The organism is Lonsdalea quercina subsp. quercina, from assembly GCF_000688695.1.
In the GTDB taxonomy this organism is placed as follows: Bacteria; Pseudomonadota; Gammaproteobacteria; order Enterobacterales; family Enterobacteriaceae; genus Lonsdalea; species Lonsdalea quercina_D.
The window spans coordinates 310908-329231 of sequence record NZ_JIBQ01000004.1; the positions used below are offsets into that span (position 1 = coordinate 310908).

Annotated in this window: 17 protein-coding genes; 16 read left to right on the top strand and 1 reads right to left on the bottom strand. The window is 57.0% G+C overall.

Features of this window, described 5'->3' with window-relative positions; genetic code table 11:
- Positions 1-76: 76 nt before the first annotated feature.
- From cysJ to rpoS, 16 genes are all read left to right on the top strand, one after another.
- Positions 77-1894: an NADPH-dependent assimilatory sulfite reductase flavoprotein subunit gene (cysJ, locus tag SB13_RS04660; protein ID WP_026739241.1), complete on the top strand. Its 1818-nt coding sequence runs from the start codon at positions 77-79 to the stop codon at positions 1892-1894.
- A complete protein-coding gene (gene cysI / locus SB13_RS04665) occupies positions 1894-3609 on the top strand; it encodes an assimilatory sulfite reductase (NADPH) hemoprotein subunit (protein ID WP_026739242.1) in 1716 nt (571 codons plus the stop codon). Before cysJ ends, cysI begins: the two co-directional genes overlap by 1 nt.
- Before the next feature lie 12 nt (positions 3610-3621).
- On the top strand, positions 3622-4356 hold the full coding sequence (locus tag SB13_RS04670) for a phosphoadenylyl-sulfate reductase (protein ID WP_026739243.1): 735 nt from the start codon (positions 3622-3624) through the stop codon (positions 4354-4356).
- A 234-nt stretch (positions 4357-4590) separates the two neighbouring features.
- Entirely contained in the window at positions 4591-5616 is a 1026-nt protein-coding gene (locus SB13_RS04675) for a hypothetical protein (protein WP_036150845.1), read from the top strand.
- Positions 5617-5776: 160 nt separating this feature from the next.
- Positions 5777-7198: a siroheme synthase CysG gene (cysG, locus tag SB13_RS04680; RefSeq protein ID WP_026739245.1), complete on the top strand. Its 1422-nt coding sequence runs from the start codon at positions 5777-5779 to the stop codon at positions 7196-7198.
- A gap of 11 nt (positions 7199-7209) precedes the next feature.
- Positions 7210-8118 carry a sulfate adenylyltransferase subunit CysD gene (gene cysD, locus SB13_RS04685; protein ID WP_026739246.1) on the top strand — a complete coding sequence of 303 codons (909 nt, stop codon included), beginning with the start codon at positions 7210-7212 and terminating at the stop codon, positions 8116-8118.
- A gap of 11 nt (positions 8119-8129) precedes the next feature.
- On the top strand, positions 8130-9557 hold the full coding sequence (gene cysN, locus SB13_RS04690) for a sulfate adenylyltransferase subunit CysN (protein ID WP_026739247.1): 1428 nt from the start codon (positions 8130-8132) through the stop codon (positions 9555-9557).
- Positions 9523-10182 (top strand): adenylyl-sulfate kinase, encoded by a 660-nt coding sequence (gene cysC, locus SB13_RS04695; protein WP_072000205.1) that lies wholly within the window; start codon positions 9523-9525, stop codon positions 10180-10182. The genes cysN and cysC overlap by 35 nt, the downstream gene beginning before the upstream one ends.
- Before the next feature lie 50 nt (positions 10183-10232).
- Positions 10233-10574 (top strand): DUF3561 family protein, encoded by a 342-nt coding sequence (locus SB13_RS04700; RefSeq protein ID WP_026739249.1) that lies wholly within the window; start codon positions 10233-10235, stop codon positions 10572-10574.
- A gap of 182 nt (positions 10575-10756) precedes the next feature.
- Positions 10757-11095, top strand: coding sequence for a cell division protein FtsB (ftsB, locus tag SB13_RS04705; RefSeq protein ID WP_026739250.1), 339 nt, complete (start codon positions 10757-10759; stop codon positions 11093-11095).
- 2 nt (positions 11096-11097) lie between these two features.
- Positions 11098-11817 carry a 2-C-methyl-D-erythritol 4-phosphate cytidylyltransferase gene (ispD, locus tag SB13_RS04710; RefSeq protein ID WP_026739251.1) on the top strand — a complete coding sequence of 240 codons (720 nt, stop codon included), beginning with the start codon at positions 11098-11100 and terminating at the stop codon, positions 11815-11817.
- A gap of 17 nt (positions 11818-11834) precedes the next feature.
- On the top strand, positions 11835-12332 hold the full coding sequence (gene ispF, locus SB13_RS04715; RefSeq protein WP_026739252.1) for a 2-C-methyl-D-erythritol 2,4-cyclodiphosphate synthase: 498 nt from the start codon (positions 11835-11837) through the stop codon (positions 12330-12332).
- Positions 12332-13381, top strand: a complete 1050-nt coding sequence (gene truD / locus SB13_RS04720) for a tRNA pseudouridine(13) synthase TruD (RefSeq protein ID WP_026739253.1) — start codon at positions 12332-12334, stop codon at positions 13379-13381. Before ispF ends, truD begins: the two co-directional genes overlap by 1 nt.
- A gap of 108 nt (positions 13382-13489) precedes the next feature.
- Entirely contained in the window at positions 13490-14116 is a 627-nt protein-coding gene (locus tag SB13_RS04725; RefSeq protein ID WP_026739254.1) for a protein-L-isoaspartate(D-aspartate) O-methyltransferase, read from the top strand.
- Positions 14117-14371: 255 nt separating this feature from the next.
- Positions 14372-15484: a murein hydrolase activator NlpD gene (gene nlpD / locus SB13_RS04730; protein WP_026739255.1), complete on the top strand. Its 1113-nt coding sequence runs from the start codon at positions 14372-14374 to the stop codon at positions 15482-15484.
- Positions 15485-15537: 53 nt separating this feature from the next.
- Positions 15538-16530: an RNA polymerase sigma factor RpoS gene (gene rpoS / locus SB13_RS04735; protein ID WP_026739256.1), complete on the top strand. Its 993-nt coding sequence runs from the start codon at positions 15538-15540 to the stop codon at positions 16528-16530.
- A 75-nt stretch (positions 16531-16605) separates the two neighbouring features.
- Here rpoS and proS read toward each other — a convergent pair whose 3' ends face one another.
- Positions 16606-18324: a proline--tRNA ligase gene (proS, locus tag SB13_RS04740; protein WP_026739257.1), complete on the bottom strand. Its 1719-nt coding sequence runs from the start codon at positions 18322-18324 to the stop codon at positions 16606-16608.

Sequence of the window (18324 nt, forward strand, 5' to 3'; positions counted from 1 at the left end):
TTAATAGCCCATTCATTTTTTTACCGCAGTAGATCGGCATTGGCTTCAGCGACCTGAACAAGGAAAAAGTATCACAATGACAAATCCGGTTTCTCCGACTTCGCTGCTCCCTCTGAGCGCGGAGCAACTTGCGCGCCTGCAGGCGGCAACCGGTGATTTCTCACCCACCCAGCTCGCCTGGCTATCCGGTTATTTCTGGGGGATTTCTCAACAGCCTGCCGGCGTTTCAACCGGCGCCGTCGCGGCGGCCAGCGCCCCCCCTGCCGCGCCTTCAGCCATCACGCTGATCTCTGCGTCTCAGACCGGGAATGCGCGGCGGGTCGCCGAACAGGCGCGTGACGATCTGCTGGCGGCCGGATTGCCGGTCACGCTCGTCAACGCGGGCGACTACAAATTTAAGCACATCGCGCAGGAAAAACTGCTGGTCATTGTGACATCGACGCAGGGCGAGGGAGAACCGCCGGAAGAAGCCGTGGCGTTATACAAATATCTGTTCTCCAAGAAAGCGCCAACCTTGAACGATGCGGCTTTTGCGGTCTTTGGCCTCGGAGACTCGTCATACGAATTCTTCTGCAAAGCTGGCAGGGATTTCGACAGCCGCCTGGCGGAACTGGGCGCGGAACGCCTGTTGGACCGGGTAGATGCCGATGTGGCGTTCCAGCCCGACGCGGAGCAGTGGCGGCAACGGCTGACGGAAACGCTGAAATCTCGCCATCAGGCGCAGGATGCGGCTGCCGTTCAGACGGCGGCGGCGGGCGCGGTGGATGAGATAACGGCGAGCCCTTACGGCAAAGAAANGCCTTATACCGCGGCGCTTTCGGTCAATCAAAAGATCACCGGCCGCGGCTCGGACAAAGACGTGCGTCACCTGGAAATTGATCTGGGCGAGTCGGGTCTGCGCTATCGTCCCGGCGATGCGCTGGGCGTGTGGTATGAGAATGACCCGGCGCTGGTCGAAGAACTGCTGGGACTCCTGAAGTTAAAAGGGGATGAAACGGTGACGGTGTCCGGTAAGACTCTGCCGCTCACCGAGGCCCTGCAACGGCATTTGGAGCTGACTCAAAACACGGCGCCGCTGGTGGAGAAATATGCCGGGCTGTCGGGGGATGAAGCACTCCAGGGGCGGGTCGGAGACAAATCCGCTCTGCAGCAGTACGCGCAGCAGACGCCGTTGGTAGAGATGGTGCGCTCGGCGCCCGCCGAACTGACCCCGGAACAGCTGGTCGGCTGGTTGCGTCCGCTGACGCCGCGGCTGTACTCCATCGCCTCATCGCAGGAAGAGGTCGACAATGAGGTGCATATCACCGTCGGCGTCGTGCGCTACACCCACGAAGGGCGCGAGCGCACCGGTGGTGCCTCGGGCTTCCTGGCAGACCGGCTGGAAGAAGACGGCGAAGTGCGGGTTTTTATCGAGCACAACGACAATTTTCGCCTGCCTGCGGACGCGAATACGCCGGTCATTATGATCGGACCGGGGACGGGCATTGCACCGTTCCGAGCATTTATGCAGCAGCGTGAAGCGGAAGGCGCTGAGGGTAAAAACTGGCTGTTCTTCGGCAATCCGCACTTTGTGGAAGATTTCCTGTATCAGGTGGAGTGGCAGCGTTACGTTAAAGACGGGCTGCTGACACACATCGATCTGGCCTGGTCGCGCGATCAGGAGCACAAAATTTACGTTCAGGATCGCATCCGTGAGAAGAGCGCGGAAGTCTGGCGCTGGATCCAGGATGGCGCGCATATTTACGTATGCGGCGACGCCAACCGCATGGCGAAAGATGTCGAGCAGGCCCTGCTGACGGTGATTGCCGAGCAGGGCGGAATGGATGCCGAACAGGCGGATGAATTTTTAAGCGAGCTGCGGCTTGAGCGGCGCTATCAGAGAGACGTGTACTAATGAGCGAGAGATATTCTGGCCCGCTGGTGGTGGAAGGCAAACTCACCGATGCGGAACGTCTGAAAAAGCAGAGCAATTTTCTGCGCGGCACGATCGCAGACGATCTGAAAGATGGCTTGACCGGTGGCTTTACCGGCGACAACTTTCTGCTGATCCGTTTTCACGGCATGTATCAGCAGGACGACCGCGATATTCGCGCTGAACGTGTCGCGCAGAAGCTGGAGCCGCGTCATGCGATGATGCTGCGCTGTCGCCTGCCGGGCGGCGTCATGACCCCGAAGCAGTGGTTGGCGATCGACGATTTTGCCAAGGCCAAGACGATCTACGGCAGTATCCGTATCACTAACCGCCAGACGTTTCAGTTTCACGGCATTCTGAAATCCGACCTGAAATCGGCGCATCAGCTGTTGCACGACGTGGGGCTGGATTCACTCGCGACGGCGAACGACGTGAACCGCAACGTGATGTGTACGTCTAATCCCGCCGAGTCTGAGTTGCATCAGCAGGCGTACGACTGGGCGAAGAAGATCTCCGAACATCTGCTGCCGCGTACCCGCGCCTATGCCGAGATCTGGCTCGATCGGGAAAAGATAGCGACGACGGATGAAGAGCCGATCCTGGGATCGNCCTACCTGCCGCGTAAGTTCAAAACCACGGTGGTGATCCCGCCGCAAAACGACGTGGATCTGCATGCGAATGACCTGAACTTTGTCGCCATCGCCGAGAACGGCCGCCTGGTCGGCTTCAACGTGCTGGTGGGTGGCGGTTTGTCCATCGCCCACGGCGACAAGGCGACCTATGCGCGCACCGCCAGCGAGTTCGGCTACATCCCCGTCGAGAAGACGTTGGCCGTGGCGGAAGCGGTAGTCACCACCCAGCGTGACTGGGGCAACCGCACCAACCGTAAGAACGCCAAGACTAAATATACGCTGGAGCGCGTTGGCGTCGACACGTTCAAACAGGAAGTGGAACGTCGGTCCGGCGTGACGTTCGAAGAGATCCGTCCGTATGAATTTACCGGCCGCGGCGACCGTATCGGCTGGGTCAAAGGCATCGATAACAAGTGGCACCTGACGCTGTTTATCGAAAATGGCCGCATCCTCGACTATCCAGGCCGTCCTTTGAAAACGGGGCTTAACGAAATCGCCAAAATTCACAAAGGGGATTTCCGCCTGACCGCCAATCAAAACCTGATTGTGGCGGGCGTGGCCACGCGCGATAAAGCGAAAATCGAAGCGCTGGCGCGCGAACATGGGCTGATTGACGATGCGGTCAGCGAGCAGCGTAAAAATTCGATGGCCTGCGTTTCGCTGCCGACCTGTCCGCTGGCGATGGCGGAAGCTGAACGTTTTCTGCCGCAGTTTGTCACAAAAGTAGAAGGCATCATGCAGCAGCACGGCGTTGGCGATGAGCACATCGTGTTACGTGTGACCGGCTGTCCTAACGGCTGCGGCCGCTCGCTGCTGGCGGAAATCGGTCTGGTGGGTAAAGCCATCGGCCGGTACAACCTGCATCTTGGCGGCAACCGGGAAGGAACGCGCATTCCGCGTATGTACCGGGAAAATATCACCGAAGCTGACATCCTCAGCGAAATCGACCAGTTGGTAGGACGTTGGGCGCAGGAGCGCGAAGCGGGCGAAGGATTTGGCGATTTCGCCATTCGTGCTCACATCATCAAACCGGTGCTCGACCCCGCTGTCGATTTCTATGACTAAGAGGAGAGCCTGATGTCTGCACTCATTCTGGATGCGCTCAACGCGTTACCGAAGCCGGAACAAGAGGCTGAGCTTGCGGAAATCAACGCCGAGCTGGAAAGCCTTTCCGCCGAAAACCGAATCGCCTGGGCCCTGGAAAACCTACCGGGCGAGTTCGTCCTTACCTCGAGCTTTGGTATTCAGGCGGCGATTTCTCTGCATCTGGTGACTCAGCAGTGTCCGCAGATTCCGGTGATCCTGACGGATACCGGCTACCTGTTCCCGGAAACCTATCAGTTCATCGACAGCCTCACCGACCAGTTGAAGCTGAACCTGAAGGTGTTTCGCGCCGTGTTGTCGCCAGCGTGGCAGGAAGCGCGCTACGGCAAGCTGTGGGAGCAAGGCGTCGAAGGTATCGAACGCTATAACCAGATGAACAAGGTTGAGCCGTTGAACCGGGCGTTGCAGGAACTTGGCGCGGGGACCTGGTTCGCCGGGCTGCGCCGCGAGCAGTCGAGCAGCCGTGAATCGTTGCCGGTGCTGTCTGTGCAGCGCGGCGTATTCAAATTCCTGCCGATCATCGACTGGGACAACCGACAGGTCTATCAGTACCTGAAGGCCAATGGTCTGAGCTACCACCCGCTGTGGGATCAGGGCTACCTGTCGGTGGGCGATACTCATACCACCCGCAAGTGGGAGCCGGGCATGAGCGAAGAAGAGACGCGCTTCTTCGGTCTGAAGCGCGAGTGCGGCTTGCACGAAGGTTGACCCGCAGCCCCTCTCCCGAGGGGCTTTCTTTTGCGACGACGAGATTTCAACCGCCTTCTGTTTTTAGGTTTGACCAACCACCTTCAACCTGATGTGTCGCTCCCTAAGTGAGGCCAGCGGCTTAGATGCGATGAGATAAATTCATCGGGTATCGCCGTGATACCCTTGGCGCGGCATGATATTTTTACCGCTGTTGGCTGAATGGAGTGGTATAGGGTGTCTGAGAGGAAGAAAATGTGGTGGCGAGACATCGACGATCGAGAGGGCGTCTGGCAGGGGTTGGCGCTGGAAAGTCCTCCCAGCCAGCGTCCGGCCGGAGCACTGCAATTACGCGTAGGCGCACAGGGAAGGGCACAGGCGGTCTGCGGAGATGAAACCTTATTCTGGGCGGTGATAGCGACGAATGGCGCCGAGGCCAGCGTGCTTTGTCCTCGCAGAGACATCCGCCAGCGATCGTTGCTCCTCCCGATTCGCTCCGCCGACGTCATGCGGGCTGAAGCCGAGCAGACGCCCGCCGCGCGTCAGGCATTTTGGTGCCGCTTCTTTGCCGAACGACTGCTTTCTTCTCCCCCAGCGCTGCTGAACAGCGGCCAGTGGCTGTTGCGGCCTATGCCGTATGTGATGCCCGCCGCGCCGCGCGTGATCCAGCCGCAGCCGATAAACGCCTGGCGGTTTATCTCTCCTCAGGCGGCGGGCGACTATTGTCCTCATTGGGATCTGTTCGGCGAAGATATCCCGGACCTGACTGCGTCAGACGCGGTGTTTCTTATTGATCGCTGGTGGGAAAGCACGCGGTTACTGCCGCTGTCTGTGGTCGACCCGACCTCGTCGCGGGTGAAGTGGTGGCGGAAGAAGGCACGGGAAGGGGCGTTGCCTCCCATTCTGCTGTGGTTTGTCTCCGGGCTGGGCGCCTATGTGATTTTAGATGGGCATTCGCGGTTGCAAGCCGCGCGAGATGAAGGTGTCCCGCCGCTGTTTATCGTGTTGAGCGGCTTATATCATCAACGCTGGAAACCGGATGCAGAACAGCGACAACGGGTGGTTGATGCGCTGGCGCGTCAGCAGCGGTCGAATCCTGCGCTGAATCAGGATGCGATCAACCAGACGTTGATTAATGCTTATGATGACCGTGGCGCGCTGGCCGGAGTGACTTATAGTCGAGTGGCGTCGCTGGGTGATGCTTGGCAACGGGAGGTGAAGGCGTATCTGCTTCAGCATCAGCTGGCGGAACATTTGGGCAGTTTCGGTATAACCGATTGAGTCCAAATCCCCCATTTAGGGGCGTGGATACGCTTTTTACCGCTCATCGAGTGCTTCTTTATTCCATTACGGAACTTATCATGCGAATTCGGCATTTCATTACGCTTACCCCCTCGTTTTATAGTCCCATTATCACTTTTTTATCTTAGTAAAGGCATCTGTGAACTATCTCCCTGTATTCGCCGATCTACGGCAGCGCCCCGTGCTGGTGGTGGGCGGCGGCGAAGTGGCCATGCGTAAAATCACGCTATTGCTGCGGGCGGGCGCAGAGGTCCGGGTGGCGGCGCGCGAACTGTGCGCCCCGCTTAATGCTTTGCATCAGGCCGGAAAGGTGGTCTGGATTGCCCGTGAGTTCAGCCCTGAACAGCTGGACCCGGTGTTCCTGGTCATTGCCGCCACCGATGATGCTAAGCTCAATGAAACGGTCTCAGCGTCCGCGGATCGTCGGCAAAAGCTGGTCAACGTGGTCGACGATCAGCCGAAATGCTCCTTTATTTTTCCGTCGTTGATTGATAGATCCCCGCTGATGGTGGCGATCTCGTCCAGCGGCACGGCGCCGGTATTGGCGCGACTGCTGCGTGAAAAGCTGGAGGCGCTACTGCCCTCTCGTTTAGGACAGATGGCCGAGCTGGCGGGCCACTGGCGTACCCGCGTGAAACGGCAACTGCCGACGATGACAGGCCGACGCCGGTTTTGGGAGCGCCTGTTCGAGAGTCGTTTTGCCTCATTGGTGACGTCGGGAAAACTGACGGAAGCCGAGGACGCGCTGGAAAAACAGCTGATGGAGCCGCAGAGCCTGCAAGGCGAGGTGTCTTTGGTGGGCGCGGGACCAGGCGATGCCGGCTTGCTGACGCTACGCGGTTTACAGGTGATCCAGCAGGCGGACGTCGTACTCTACGACTATCTGGTGAGCGCGGACGTGCTGGAACTGGTTCGACGCGACGCCGAGATGATTTGCGTGGGCAAACGCGCCAGCGCGCATCTGATGCCGCAGGACGAGATTAACCGGCGGCTGGTGACGTTGGCGCAGCAAGGCAAACGGGTCGTTCGCCTGAAGGGCGGCGATCCTTTTATTTTTGGTCGAGGCGGCGAGGAGCTGCAGCACGTGGCCAAGGCGGGCATTCCCTTCCAGGTGGTGCCGGGCGTGACGGCGGCGGCGGGCGTGACCGCGTACGCGGGTATCCCGCTGACCCATCGCGACTATGCGCAAAGCGTGGCCTTTATTACCGGACATCACCGCGTAGACGGCAAAGCGCCGGACTGGTCTACGCTGGCGCGCGAGCGGCAAACGTTGGTGATTTATATGGGGACGATGAAAGCCGCGGACATCAGCCGTCAGCTGATAGAAAACGGGCGATCCGCTGAAACGCCGGTCGCCGTGATCAGCCGCGGCACATGCCGGGATCAGCAGGTGCTGACCGGCACATTGCAACAGTTGGAACCGCTGGCGCAGCAGGCGGCTACACCGGCATTGCTGGTGATTGGCGAGGTGGTGAATTTGCATGAGCAAATCGCCTGGTTTGGAGATCATTCGCGGGTGTCGGCCTCAGAACGTCGGCCAACAGTGGTGAATTTGGCTTAAGGTACGATTTTATGGACGAGAAAAGACTGACGCATCTGCAACAGCTTGAAGCAGAAAGTATTCATATCATTCGCGAAGTCGCGGCGGAGTTCAGTAATCCGGTGATGATGTATTCCATCGGTAAAGACTCCTCGGTCATGCTGCATCTGGCGCGCAAGGCTTTCTATCCCGGCACGCTGCCGTTCCCGCTGCTGCACGTCGATACCGGCTGGAAGTTTCGCGAAATGTACGAGTTTCGTGACCGGACGGCTAAGGCTTACGGCTGCGAACTGCTGGTACACCGCAACCCGGAAGGCGTCGCGATGGGGATCAACCCGTTTGTGCACGGCAGCGCGAAGCATACCGACATCATGAAGACCGAAGGGCTGAAACAGGCGCTGAACAAGTATGGCTTCGATGCCGCTTTCGGCGGGGCGCGGCGCGACGAAGAAAAATCGCGCGCCAAAGAGCGTATCTACTCGTTCCGCGACCGCTTCCATCGCTGGGATCCGAAAAACCAGCGACCCGAGCTATGGCGCAATTACAACGGTCAGATCAACAAGGGTGAAAGCATTCGCGTGTTTCCCCTGTCTAACTGGACGGAGCTGGATATCTGGCAGTATATCTTCCTCGAAAAAATCGACATCGTACCGCTGTATCTGGCCGCAGAGCGCCCGGTGGTCGAGCGTGACGGTATGCTGATGATGGTCGATGACGACCGCTTCGAGCCGCAGCCGGGTGAAACCATCACCCAGCGCATGGTGCGTTTCCGCACGCTGGGATGTTGGCCGTTGACAGGCGCGGTCGAGTCGCAGGCGCAGACTCTGCCGGAGATCATCGAAGAAATGTTGGTCTCCACCACCAGTGAGCGTCAGGGACGGATGATCGACCGCGATCAGGCCGGGTCGATGGAGCTGAAAAAGCGTCAGGGATATTTCTGAGGAGTGGCAGCATGAATCACGATATAGCAAAACAGATCGCCGAGCAGGGCGGCGTCGAGGCCTATCTGCTTGCACAACAGGATAAAAGCCTGCTGCGCTTCCTGACCTGCGGCAGCGTCGACGACGGTAAAAGCACCTTGATTGGTCGCCTGCTGCATGATACCCGCCAGATCTACGAAGATCAGCTTTCCACGCTGCACAATGACAGCAAAAGGCTGGGAACACAGGGTGAAAAGCTGGATTTGGCTTTGCTGGTCGACGGCCTGCAGGCTGAGCGCGAGCAGGGGATCACCATTGACGTCGCTTACCGCTATTTCTCTACCGAGAAGCGTAAATTCATCATTGCCGACACCCCAGGGCATGAGCAATACACGCGTAACATGGCGACTGGCGCATCCACCTGTGAACTGGCAATTCTGCTGATCGATGCCCGAAAAGGCGTGTTGGATCAGACGCGCCGTCACAGCTTCATCGCCACCCTACTGGGCATCCGTCATCTGGTCGTGGCGGTCAACAAAATGGATCTGGTCGACTATCAGCAGTCGGTCTTCGAACAGTTTAAGCAGGACTATTTGGACTTTGCGCAGCAGCTGCCGGCGGATCTCAACGTCACCTTCGTACCGCTCTCCGCGCTGGAAGGGGATAACGTGGCGACGCCCAGCACTCAGATGAGCTGGTATAACGGCCCCACGTTGCTGGAGGTGCTGGAGACGGTTGATGTTGCGCCGCACAGCCTTTCCCAGCCGCTGCGTTTCCCGGTGCAGTATGTCAACCGACCCAACCTGGATTTTCGCGGCTACGCGGGGACGGTGGCGTCCGGCGTGGTCCACGTCGGCCAGCGCGTCAAGGTGCTGCCTTCCGGCGTTGAGTCGGCCATCGCCCGCATCGTGACGTTTGACGGCGATCTGCCGCAGGCGCAGGTTGGCGAAGCGGTGACGCTGGTGCTGGAAAAGGAGATTGATATCAGCCGCGGCGATCTGATCGTCGATCATGCGGAAACGCTGGAAGCGGTGCAGAGTGCGCAGGTGGACGTGGTATGGATGGCGGAACAGCCGCTGATCGCGGGGCAAAGCTACGACATCAAAATTGCGGGCAAGAAAACGCGGGCGCGAGTGGAAAACATTCAGTATCAGGTCGACATCAATACGCTGACCCAGCGGGTGACCGAATCGTTACCGTTGAACGGCATCGGGCTGGTGGAGCTGACCTTCGACGAACCACTGGTGCTGGACCGCTATCCGCAGAACCACGTCACCGGCGGGATGATCTTTATAGACCGTCTGAGTAACGTCACGGTGGGCGCGGGTCTGGTGCGAGAAGGCATCGAACAGACCTATGAAGAGCCCGGCGCGTACAGTGCGTTTGAACTGGAGCTGAACGCGCTGGTGCGTCGTCACTTCCCGCATTGGGGNGCGCGCGATCTGCTGGGGGGGAAATAAGGTGTCCGAGCCACAATCCCTGTCCCCAGCCAATGAAAACGTAGTATGGCATTCTCACGCGGTGACGCGTGCGGATCGTGAACGTCGCCACGGCCACCGTGGCGCGGTCATCTGGTTTACCGGGCTGTCCGGCTCGGGGAAATCGACGCTGGCTGGGGCGCTGGAGCAGGCGCTGCACGCTGCTGGCGTCAGCACCTATTTGCTGGACGGCGACAACGTTCGGCATGCCCTGTGTCGCGACCTGGGATTTACGGACGACGATCGGCGCGAAAATATTCGCCGCGTCGGGGAGGTGGCTAAGCTGATGGTGGACGCCGGTTTGGTTGTTCTCACCGCGTTCATCTCGCCGCATCGCGCCGAACGGCAGATGGNGCGCGACTTGCTGGAAGAGCGTCAATTTATCGAAGTGTTCGTGGACACGCCGCTGGCGGTGTGCGAGGCGCGCGATCCTAAAGGTCTCTATAAGAAAGCGCGCGCTGGCGAACTGCGCAATTTCACGGGAATTGACTCGATCTATGAAGCGCCTGAACATCCGGAAGCGCATCTAAATGGAGAACAATTAGTAACAGATTTGATCGCGCAACTGTTAGCGATGCTGCGCCGTCTGGCTATCATAGACGCTTAACATTCTTGTCAAGCGTTGCCAAAACGCGTTGTGCCGGGAACACGAGCCGAATGGGAAAAACTGTCCAGCGTGTTACGCTATTGCCGCATCGCCAGATCCATCCTCCTTCACAGGACACGCCGGTGTCATACCCCAGCCTGGGGGCGATAGCCGGCTTCTGTTTTTACTGGTTGGCGTTTGCTCTCACTTTCTTGCTGTATGGTCTTGATGCCACGCGCCTGCTGATGCTCTATACCTGGCCGCTATTTCTGGCGTTGCTGCTTCTCTGCGTCATGGTGGGAATGCTGTTCGGCCTGCTATGGCAGCGGCGGGTGTTNCCCATGATCCTGTGCTGCGGCGGTTCCGTTCTGTTCAGCTTCTGGCTAGTCTTCTCGGTAATTTCAGGCTGGTAGGCTATTATTCATAGCCGGACGGCCTCTGCGCCGGACTTCCGGCACAGAAACCTTTCTTCCTTCTGACGCGTAGAGTCCGGTGTTCTGTAGTGCCTGTGCCGAATTGTCTTCAGCAATTGCATCCGCACAGTGGAGTCCTGATAAAAGTTATGGGATGATTAGGCGGCTTTTCAGGGGGCGGGATGGGAAAACTTACGCTGTTATTATTGGTCATTCTAGGCTGGCTGCAGTATTCGCTTTGGCTGGGAAAAAACGGTATTCACGACTTGGTGCAGGTGAAGGACGGCGTTGCCGTTCAACAGGCCAGCAATGCCAAGTTGAAATCCCGTAATGAACTGCTTTTCGCCGAAATCGACGATCTCAATGGCGGGCAGGAAGCTATCGAAGAGCGCGCTCGTAACGAACTAACTATGATCAAACCCGGCGAATCATTCTATCGTCTGGTGCCAAACCAGTCGGGCCATCAGACCAACTCGACCTCTACGTCCCCTCAATCTTCCTCTTATCCGACCCCACGCTAGGTATGCTGACTCTGAAGGATGACCCATCTGAGGTGATTGCCGTGCTGCCTGCCGCCGGAAACGGCAGCAGAATGCAGATCGATCGCCCGAAACAATATTTGAAGATCGGTAACAAAACGATTCTGGAACATACGGTGGACGCGCTGTTTCAGCATCCGCGTATCCGTAAGGCCATAATCGCTATCAGCCCTGATGACGACTACTTTCACACGCTGCCGCTGGCGTCCAATCCCCGCATTCAAATCGTGCAGGGCGGACGGCAGAGGGCGGACTCCGTGCTGGCCGGTCTGCAGCAGGTTCAGGGCGTGGAATGGGTGCTGGTGCATGATGCGGCCCGCCCATGCTTGCATCCAAACGATTTGGCTCGCTTGCTGGAACTGACGTCGCGAAGCGACGTCGGAGGCATTCTGGCTGCGCCGGTGCGTGATACCATGAAGCGTAGCAACGCGCAGGGCGCTATCGAACATACGGTCGAGCGCAATGCGCTCTGGCACGCCCTGACGCCACAGTTGTTTCCCTTAATGCTGCTGAAAAACAGCCTGGAACGCGCCCTGTCCGAAGGGGCGGAGATTACCGATGAAGCGTCGGCGTTGGAGTTTTGCGGTTACCATCCCCAGATTGTCAGCGGACGAGCGGATAATATCAAAGTCACCCGCCCGGAAGATTTGGCGCTGGCGGAGTTTTATCTGACTCGTAACCTTGAAAATCAAACTATTGTATAAATAAAGGAGCGTGTGCGATGCGTATCGGTCACGGTTTTGATGTCCATAAATTCGGTGGCGAAGGCCCGCTTGTGCTCGGTGGAGTAAGAGTTCCTTACACGCAAGGTTTGCTCGCGCATTCCGATGGCGACGTGGTGCTGCATGCTGTCACCGACGCGCTGTTGGGCGCCGCCGCGCTGGGCGATATCGGCAAACTGTTTCCGGATACCGACCCGGCCTTTAAGGGCGCGGATAGTCGTGAACTCTTGCGGGAAGCCTGGCGCCGTATTTCCGAGATGGGGTATAGCCTGGGCAATGTGGACGTGACCATTATCGCTCAGGCGCCGAAAATGGCGCCGCACATCCCGCAAATGAGAGTCAATCTGGCGGAAGATCTTCAGTGCCACATGGACGACGTCAACGTTAAAGCGACCACGACCGAACAACTGGGATTTACCGGCCGCGGCGAGGGGATCGCCTGTGAGGCCGTGGCTTTGTTGGTGAAAAGCGATGCGTCGGGAGTGGTGGCATGGTGATGGAAACCTCTAATGAGCTCTACTGGATGCACGGTAAGCCTGCCGCAAGCGGCGTACTGAAAGCATCGGCAGAAGACTTTGAGGTGATAGAAGATCTCGGATTCCAGCCTGATGGCGACGGTGAACACATTTTGGTCCGGGTGCGTAAGCGCGGCTGCAATACGTCTTTTGTCGCCGAAGCGCTGGCGAAGTTCGCCCGTCTGCCGGCCCGCGCGGTTAGCTATGCGGGTCTGAAAGACCGTCATGCCGTCACTGAACAATGGTTCGGTCTGCATATGCCGGGCAAAGCCGATCCGGACTGGCGGACGTTCGAGCTGGAAGGATGCGAAATTTTGGAAACCGCTCGTCACCGCCGGAAACTGCGCATCGGCGCCCTGAAGGGAAATGCGTTCACGCTGGTGCTTCGTCACATCAGCGACCGAGCGGAAATCGAGACGCGATTACAACATATCTCCGAACAGGGCGTGCCCAACTATTTCGGTAGCCAGCGTTTCGGCCGTAACGGCAATAATCTTGAGCAGGCTCGACGCTGGGCGAATAATGAGATTCGCGTTAAAGAACGCAGTAAACGCAGTTTTTATCTGTCGGCCAGCCGCAGTGAACTGTTCAACCGCGTCGCCAGCGCCCGTCTGACGCAAAAGCTGGAAAAAACAGTGTTGAACGGGGATGCGCTGCAATTGACCGGTCGCGGCAGTTGGTTCGTCGCGCAGTCAGAAGAGCTTGAGACGTTGCAACAGCGTTTGGATGCGGGAGAGCTTCAGGTGACGGCCCCGATGCCGGGCGATGGCGAACCGGGTACGCAGGCCGATGCGCTGGTATTCGAGTCGTCCTGTCTGGAAGAGAACGAACTGCTGCTGTCGCTGCTGCGCCGGGAGCGTCTGGAGCCGGCGCGGAGAGCGATCTTGGTCACTCCGCAACACATGGAGTGGTCGTGGCAGAATGATGACGTCGTCACCGTGCGTTTCTGGTTGCCATCGGGCTGTTATGCCACCAGCGTCGTGCGTGAGCTGATGCAGGTCGAAGAGCAGGAATTCGACAGCGGGATGTAGCGGTATTTCGGGCGCGACGGAGAGCACAACGCTGCGGCAGGGGCATGCCTTTGTCCAAGCAGCATAAACAACGTTGATGAGGTTAGCCAAAGCTGGGGTTTGCGGGGAATGGTGAACAAACGCGTGCAGACATTACTGGAACAGTTGAGTCGGCAGGGAATTAAGGATGAACGCCTGTTACAGGCGATGGCCGCCGTACCGCGAGAACGCTTCGTTGATGAAGCCTTTGAACACAAAGCCTATGAAAATACGGCATTGCCTATTGGTTCAGGACAGACGATTTCTCAACCTTACATGGTCGCCAGAATGACCGAATTGCTGCGCCTGACGCCCGTATCCCGCGTTCTGGAGATTGGTACTGGCTCGGGCTATCAAACCGCCGTGCTGGCGCATCTGGTGCAGCACGTTTGTTCTGTGGAGCGGATTAAAGGACTCCAGTGGCAGGCTAAGCGTCGTCTCAAACAGCTCGACTTGCATAATGTGTCCACGCGGCATGGCGACGGCTGGTTGGGATGGGCCTCAAAAGGACCTTTCGATGCGATTATTGTCACGGCGGCGCCGCCTGAAATTCCCGTTGCGCTGATGGATCAGCTGGATGAAGGCGGCATCATGGTTCTGCCGGTCGGTGAAGAGCAGCAAACGCTCAAGGTGGTTCAACGCAACAACGGAGAGTTGATTATTCAAACCGTTGAGGGAGTGCGCTTTGTGCCGCTAGTCAAAGGCGAACTGGCCTGACTCTTTATGATGAGCGCCTGCCGTCTTAAAATTTCAATACAACTATCTTATGGTACTAATTTGTTGATATTGCTAGCATCAACGAATGGTGCTGTCTCTATGGCCCGTCGATACCCGTTTTATTAAGAAACGAGGGGGCGCGTTGTTGAGTTTATTTGGGAATGACAGATTCCCACTCTCGGCAATTGAGCTAATTTTTTGAGACAGCTGGCGACAATTAACGAGTCAATTTTGGGTCATAGGGGGATTCGGCGCATGGGGAGCCAAATGATGAACTGGCGTCAGCTCGCGGTATGTACGGCAATTGCTCTGGGGTTGGCGGGCTGCGCCGACGGTAACGATCAGCCTGCCTCTATAAGCAGCGTGGGCGATGGTGGCAATGCCTCTGGCCGTAGCGGCGCGATCGCTTCACCGCCACGCCTCTCTTCATCGGCGAATTCACGACCCGCCGCTGTTGTCAGCACGCCGGTCACTTCTGCTCCAGTTAACTCGCAAGGCGGAAAAATCGTTTATAACCGCAGCTACGACGCGATTCCTAAAGGTAGCTATACCGGGAATACCTATACCGTAAAACGCGGCGATACGCTGTTCTACATCGCCTGGATTACGGGCAACGATTATCGCGAGCTGGCGCAGCGCAATAATATCCCGGAACCCTACAGTCTGAATGTCGGGCAGAGTCTGGCGCTGGGAAATAATATGAATACGAGCGCAGGGCAGGGCATGGCGGTTGCCAGCGTGCCTTCAGGCGCAGTCGTGAGCCCTTCCAATTCTCGCAGCGGTCACATGCTTCCAGCCAATGCGGCGGCAGGGGGAGTTTCTCAGGCGCCGAGCAGTACGCAAATACAAACTTCACAGGTTGATTCCACCTCAACTAATGCGTATTCTGCAAATTCGGGTAAACAGAATGTGGGTAAGATGTTACCTGCTACAGGAGCCGCAGTTTCCGCTCCTGCTACCGAACCAACGCCGGTACCTAGCAGCAGTAATGCCGCTATTACTGGTTGGCGTTGGCCTACAGATGGGAAAGTCATTGATAATTTCTCAGCCTCTGAGGGGGGAAATAAAGGGATTGATATCGCTGGCTCACGTGGGCAGACCGTGGTTGCTACCGCCGGAGGGCGCGTGGTGTACGCGGGCAACGCTTTGCGCGGTTACGGGAATCTGATAATCATCAAGCATAATGATGACTACCTGAGCGCCTATGCCCATAACGAAACCATGCTGGTCCGGGAACAACAAGAGGTTAAGGCGGGACAACAAATAGCTACCATGGGTAGCACCGGAACCAGTTCAGTACGCTTGCATTTTGAAATTCGTTACAAGGGGAAATCCGTAAACCCGCTGCGTTTTATTCCGCAGCGATAAATCGGGCAGAGTGCTTCGGTATTCTGCCAAGGGATCACGGGTAGGAGCCGCTTATGAGCCAAAGTACGCTGAAAGTTAACGAGTTACATGAAGATACTGATTTCGACGAGAATGGGCTTGACGTATTTGACGATAAAGCGCTGGCAGAGGAAGAAACCAGTGACAATGACTCTTTAGACGATGAGTTATTGTCACAAGTTAGCACCCAGCGTGTTTTAGATGCTACTCAACTCTATCTGGGAGAAATTGGCTATTCGCCTCTTTTAACCGCCGAAGAAGAGGTCTATTTCGCCCGGCGAGCGTTGCGTGGTGACGTATCATCACGCAAACGTATGATCGAGAGTAACCTGCGGTTGGTGGTGAAAATCGCCCGTCGCTATAACAATCGGGGGCTAGCTTTGCTGGACCTGATTGAAGAAGGAAACCTTGGTCTGATCCGAGCCGTTGAGAAGTTTGACCCGGAAAGAGGGTTTCGCTTTTCAACGTATGCGACCTGGTGGATCAGGCAGACCATAGAGCGGGCGATAATGAATCAAACCCGCACCATCCGTTTACCGATTCACATTGTCAAAGAACTTAATGTTTACCTGCGCACAGCACGCGAGTTATCCCATAAGCTAGATCATGAGCCCAGTGCGGAAGAAATTGCCGAACAGCTCGATAAACCAGTTGATGACGTGAACCGTATGTTGCGTCTGAACGAACGTATTACTTCCGTTGACACGCCGCTGGGCGGAGATTCTGAAAAGGCGTTACTGGATATTCTGGCCGATGAGAAAGACAACGGTCCTGAGGACACTACGCAGGATAACGATATGAAGCAAAATATCGTTAAGTGGTTGTTCGAACTGAATGCAAAACAGCGAGAAGTTCTGGCTCGTCGCTTCGGCCTTCTGGGTTATGAAGCGGCCACGCTGGAAGATGTTGGTCGTGAAATTGGTCTGACTCGCGAACGCGTGCGTCAGATTCAGGTTGAAGGACTGCGTCGTCTGCGTGAAATCCTGCAAATGCAGGGGCTTGATATTGAAGAGCTGTTCCGTGCATAGTCACCATTAACGGTGACGAGAATAAAAAAATGGTGGGGTAACCCACCATTTTTTATGACTGAAACCGGAACGCGATTAACGCACGACCTGCGAGAGCAGGAAGTCCACCACCTCACCCGTTTTAATCATCTGTTTCTCACCCTGACGACGGTTTTTGTACTCGATATCATCGTTGTCCAGGTTACGATCGCCAATGACGATGGTGTGAGGAATGCCAATCAGCTCCATGTCCGCAAACATCACGCCTGGGCGTTCTTTACGGTCGTCCATCAACACTTCTACGCCATTGTCGCGCAGCTGCTGATAAATACGTTCCGCCACTTCTTTAACGCGGAAGGATTTATGCATGTTCATCGGCAGAATGGCCACCTGGAACGGTGCAAGCACGTCTGGCCAGATAATACCGCGATCGTCATGGTTCTGTTCGATCGCTGCGGCTATCACACGGGAGATACCAATACCATAGCATCCCATCGTCAGCGTCTGGTTACGGCCATCTTCGCCCTGTACCGTTGCCTTCATGGCTTCAGAATATTTGGTGCCGAGCTGGAAGATGTGGCCGACTTCGATACCGCGCTTGATCTGTAACGTGCCTTTACCGTCCGGGCTTTGATCGCCTTCTACCACATTACGCAGATCAGCAACCTGCGGCAGCGCAACGTCACGCTCCCAGTTGATGCCGAAGTAGTGCTTGCCGTCGATGTTGGCGCCCGCGCTGAAATCGCTCATTACCGCAACGGTTCTGTCGATGATGACAGGCAAGGACAGATTGACCGGACCCAGAGAGCCTGGACCTGCATTCACCAACGCGCGAATTTCTTCTTCCGTGGCGAAGGTCAGCGGACTTGCAACCAGATCCAGCTTCTCGGCCTTCACTTCATTCAGCTCGTGATCGCCGCGAACCAGCAGGGCAACCAGCGGGTGCGCGCTTTCTTCCGTCGCTTTCACCAGCAGCGTTTTAACCGTTTTTTCCACCGGCACGTCGAACTGTTCAACCAGCTCAGCGATGGTTTTAGCGTTGGGCGTTTCGACCAGGGTCATGTCCTGCGTCGGCGCGGCGCGTTCAACGTTCGGAGCAACCGCTTCGGCAAGCTCGATATTAGCGGCGAAGTCTGATTCGGTGGAAAAGGCGATGTCGTCTTCGCCGCATGCGGCCAGTACCTGGAATTCGTGAGACGCGCTACCGCCGATAGAGCCAGTATCCGCCTGCACGGCGCGGAAGTTCAGGCCCATACGGCTGAAGATTTTTGTGTATGCCGCATACAACGCATCGTAAGTCGCCTGCAGTGACTCTTGAGAGGTATGGAAGGAGTAGGCGTCTTTCATCAGGAACTCGCGCGCGCGCATGATGCCGAAGCGCGGACGGACTTCGTCACGGAACTTGGTCTGGATCTGATAGAAGGTCAGCGGTAGCTGTTTGTAGGAGCTGATTTCATTACGCACCAGATCGGTGATGACTTCTTCATGCGTCGGGCCCAACACGAATGGACGTTCGCCGCGGTCGGCGAAGCGCAGCAGCTCGGGACCATACTGTTCCCAACGACCGCTCTCCTGCCACAGGTCCGCAGGCTGAACGACAGGCATCGAAATTTCGATGGCGCCGGCGCTATTCATTTCTTCGCGCACGATACTTTCGACTTTTTTCAAAACGCGCAAACCCGTCGGCAACCAGGTATAGAGACCCGAGGCGAGTTTACGAATCATTCCTGCGCGCAGCATCAGCTGATGACTGATAACCTCGGCGTCGGCGGGCGTCTCCTTTTGAGTGGAGAGCAAATATTGACTTGTACGCAT

Excerpts from the sequence above, each read along its gene's own strand:
- ftsB (WP_026739250.1), top strand. The coding sequence starts at position 10,757 with ATGGGAAAACTTACGCTGTTATTATTGGTCATTCTAGGCTGGCTGCAG.
- rpoS (WP_026739256.1), top strand. The coding sequence starts at position 15,538 with ATGAGCCAAAGTACGCTGAAAGTTAACGAGTTACATGAAGATACTGAT.
- SB13_RS04675 (WP_036150845.1), top strand. The coding sequence starts at position 4,591 with ATGTGGTGGCGAGACATCGACGATCGAGAGGGCGTCTGGCAGGGGTTG.
- truD (WP_026739253.1), top strand. The coding sequence starts at position 12,332 with ATGGAAACCTCTAATGAGCTCTACTGGATGCACGGTAAGCCTGCCGCA.
- SB13_RS04725 (WP_026739254.1), top strand. The coding sequence starts at position 13,490 with ATGGTGAACAAACGCGTGCAGACATTACTGGAACAGTTGAGTCGGCAG.
- ispD (WP_026739251.1), top strand. The coding sequence starts at position 11,098 with ATGCTGACTCTGAAGGATGACCCATCTGAGGTGATTGCCGTGCTGCCT.
- nlpD (WP_026739255.1), top strand. The coding sequence starts at position 14,372 with ATGGGGAGCCAAATGATGAACTGGCGTCAGCTCGCGGTATGTACGGCA.
- SB13_RS04670 (WP_026739243.1), top strand. The coding sequence starts at position 3,622 with ATGTCTGCACTCATTCTGGATGCGCTCAACGCGTTACCGAAGCCGGAA.
- ispF (WP_026739252.1), top strand. The coding sequence starts at position 11,835 with ATGCGTATCGGTCACGGTTTTGATGTCCATAAATTCGGTGGCGAAGGC.
- proS (WP_026739257.1), bottom strand. The coding sequence starts at position 18,324 with ATGCGTACAAGTCAATATTTGCTCTCCACTCAAAAGGAGACGCCCGCC.
- cysD (WP_026739246.1), top strand. The coding sequence starts at position 7,210 with ATGGACGAGAAAAGACTGACGCATCTGCAACAGCTTGAAGCAGAAAGT.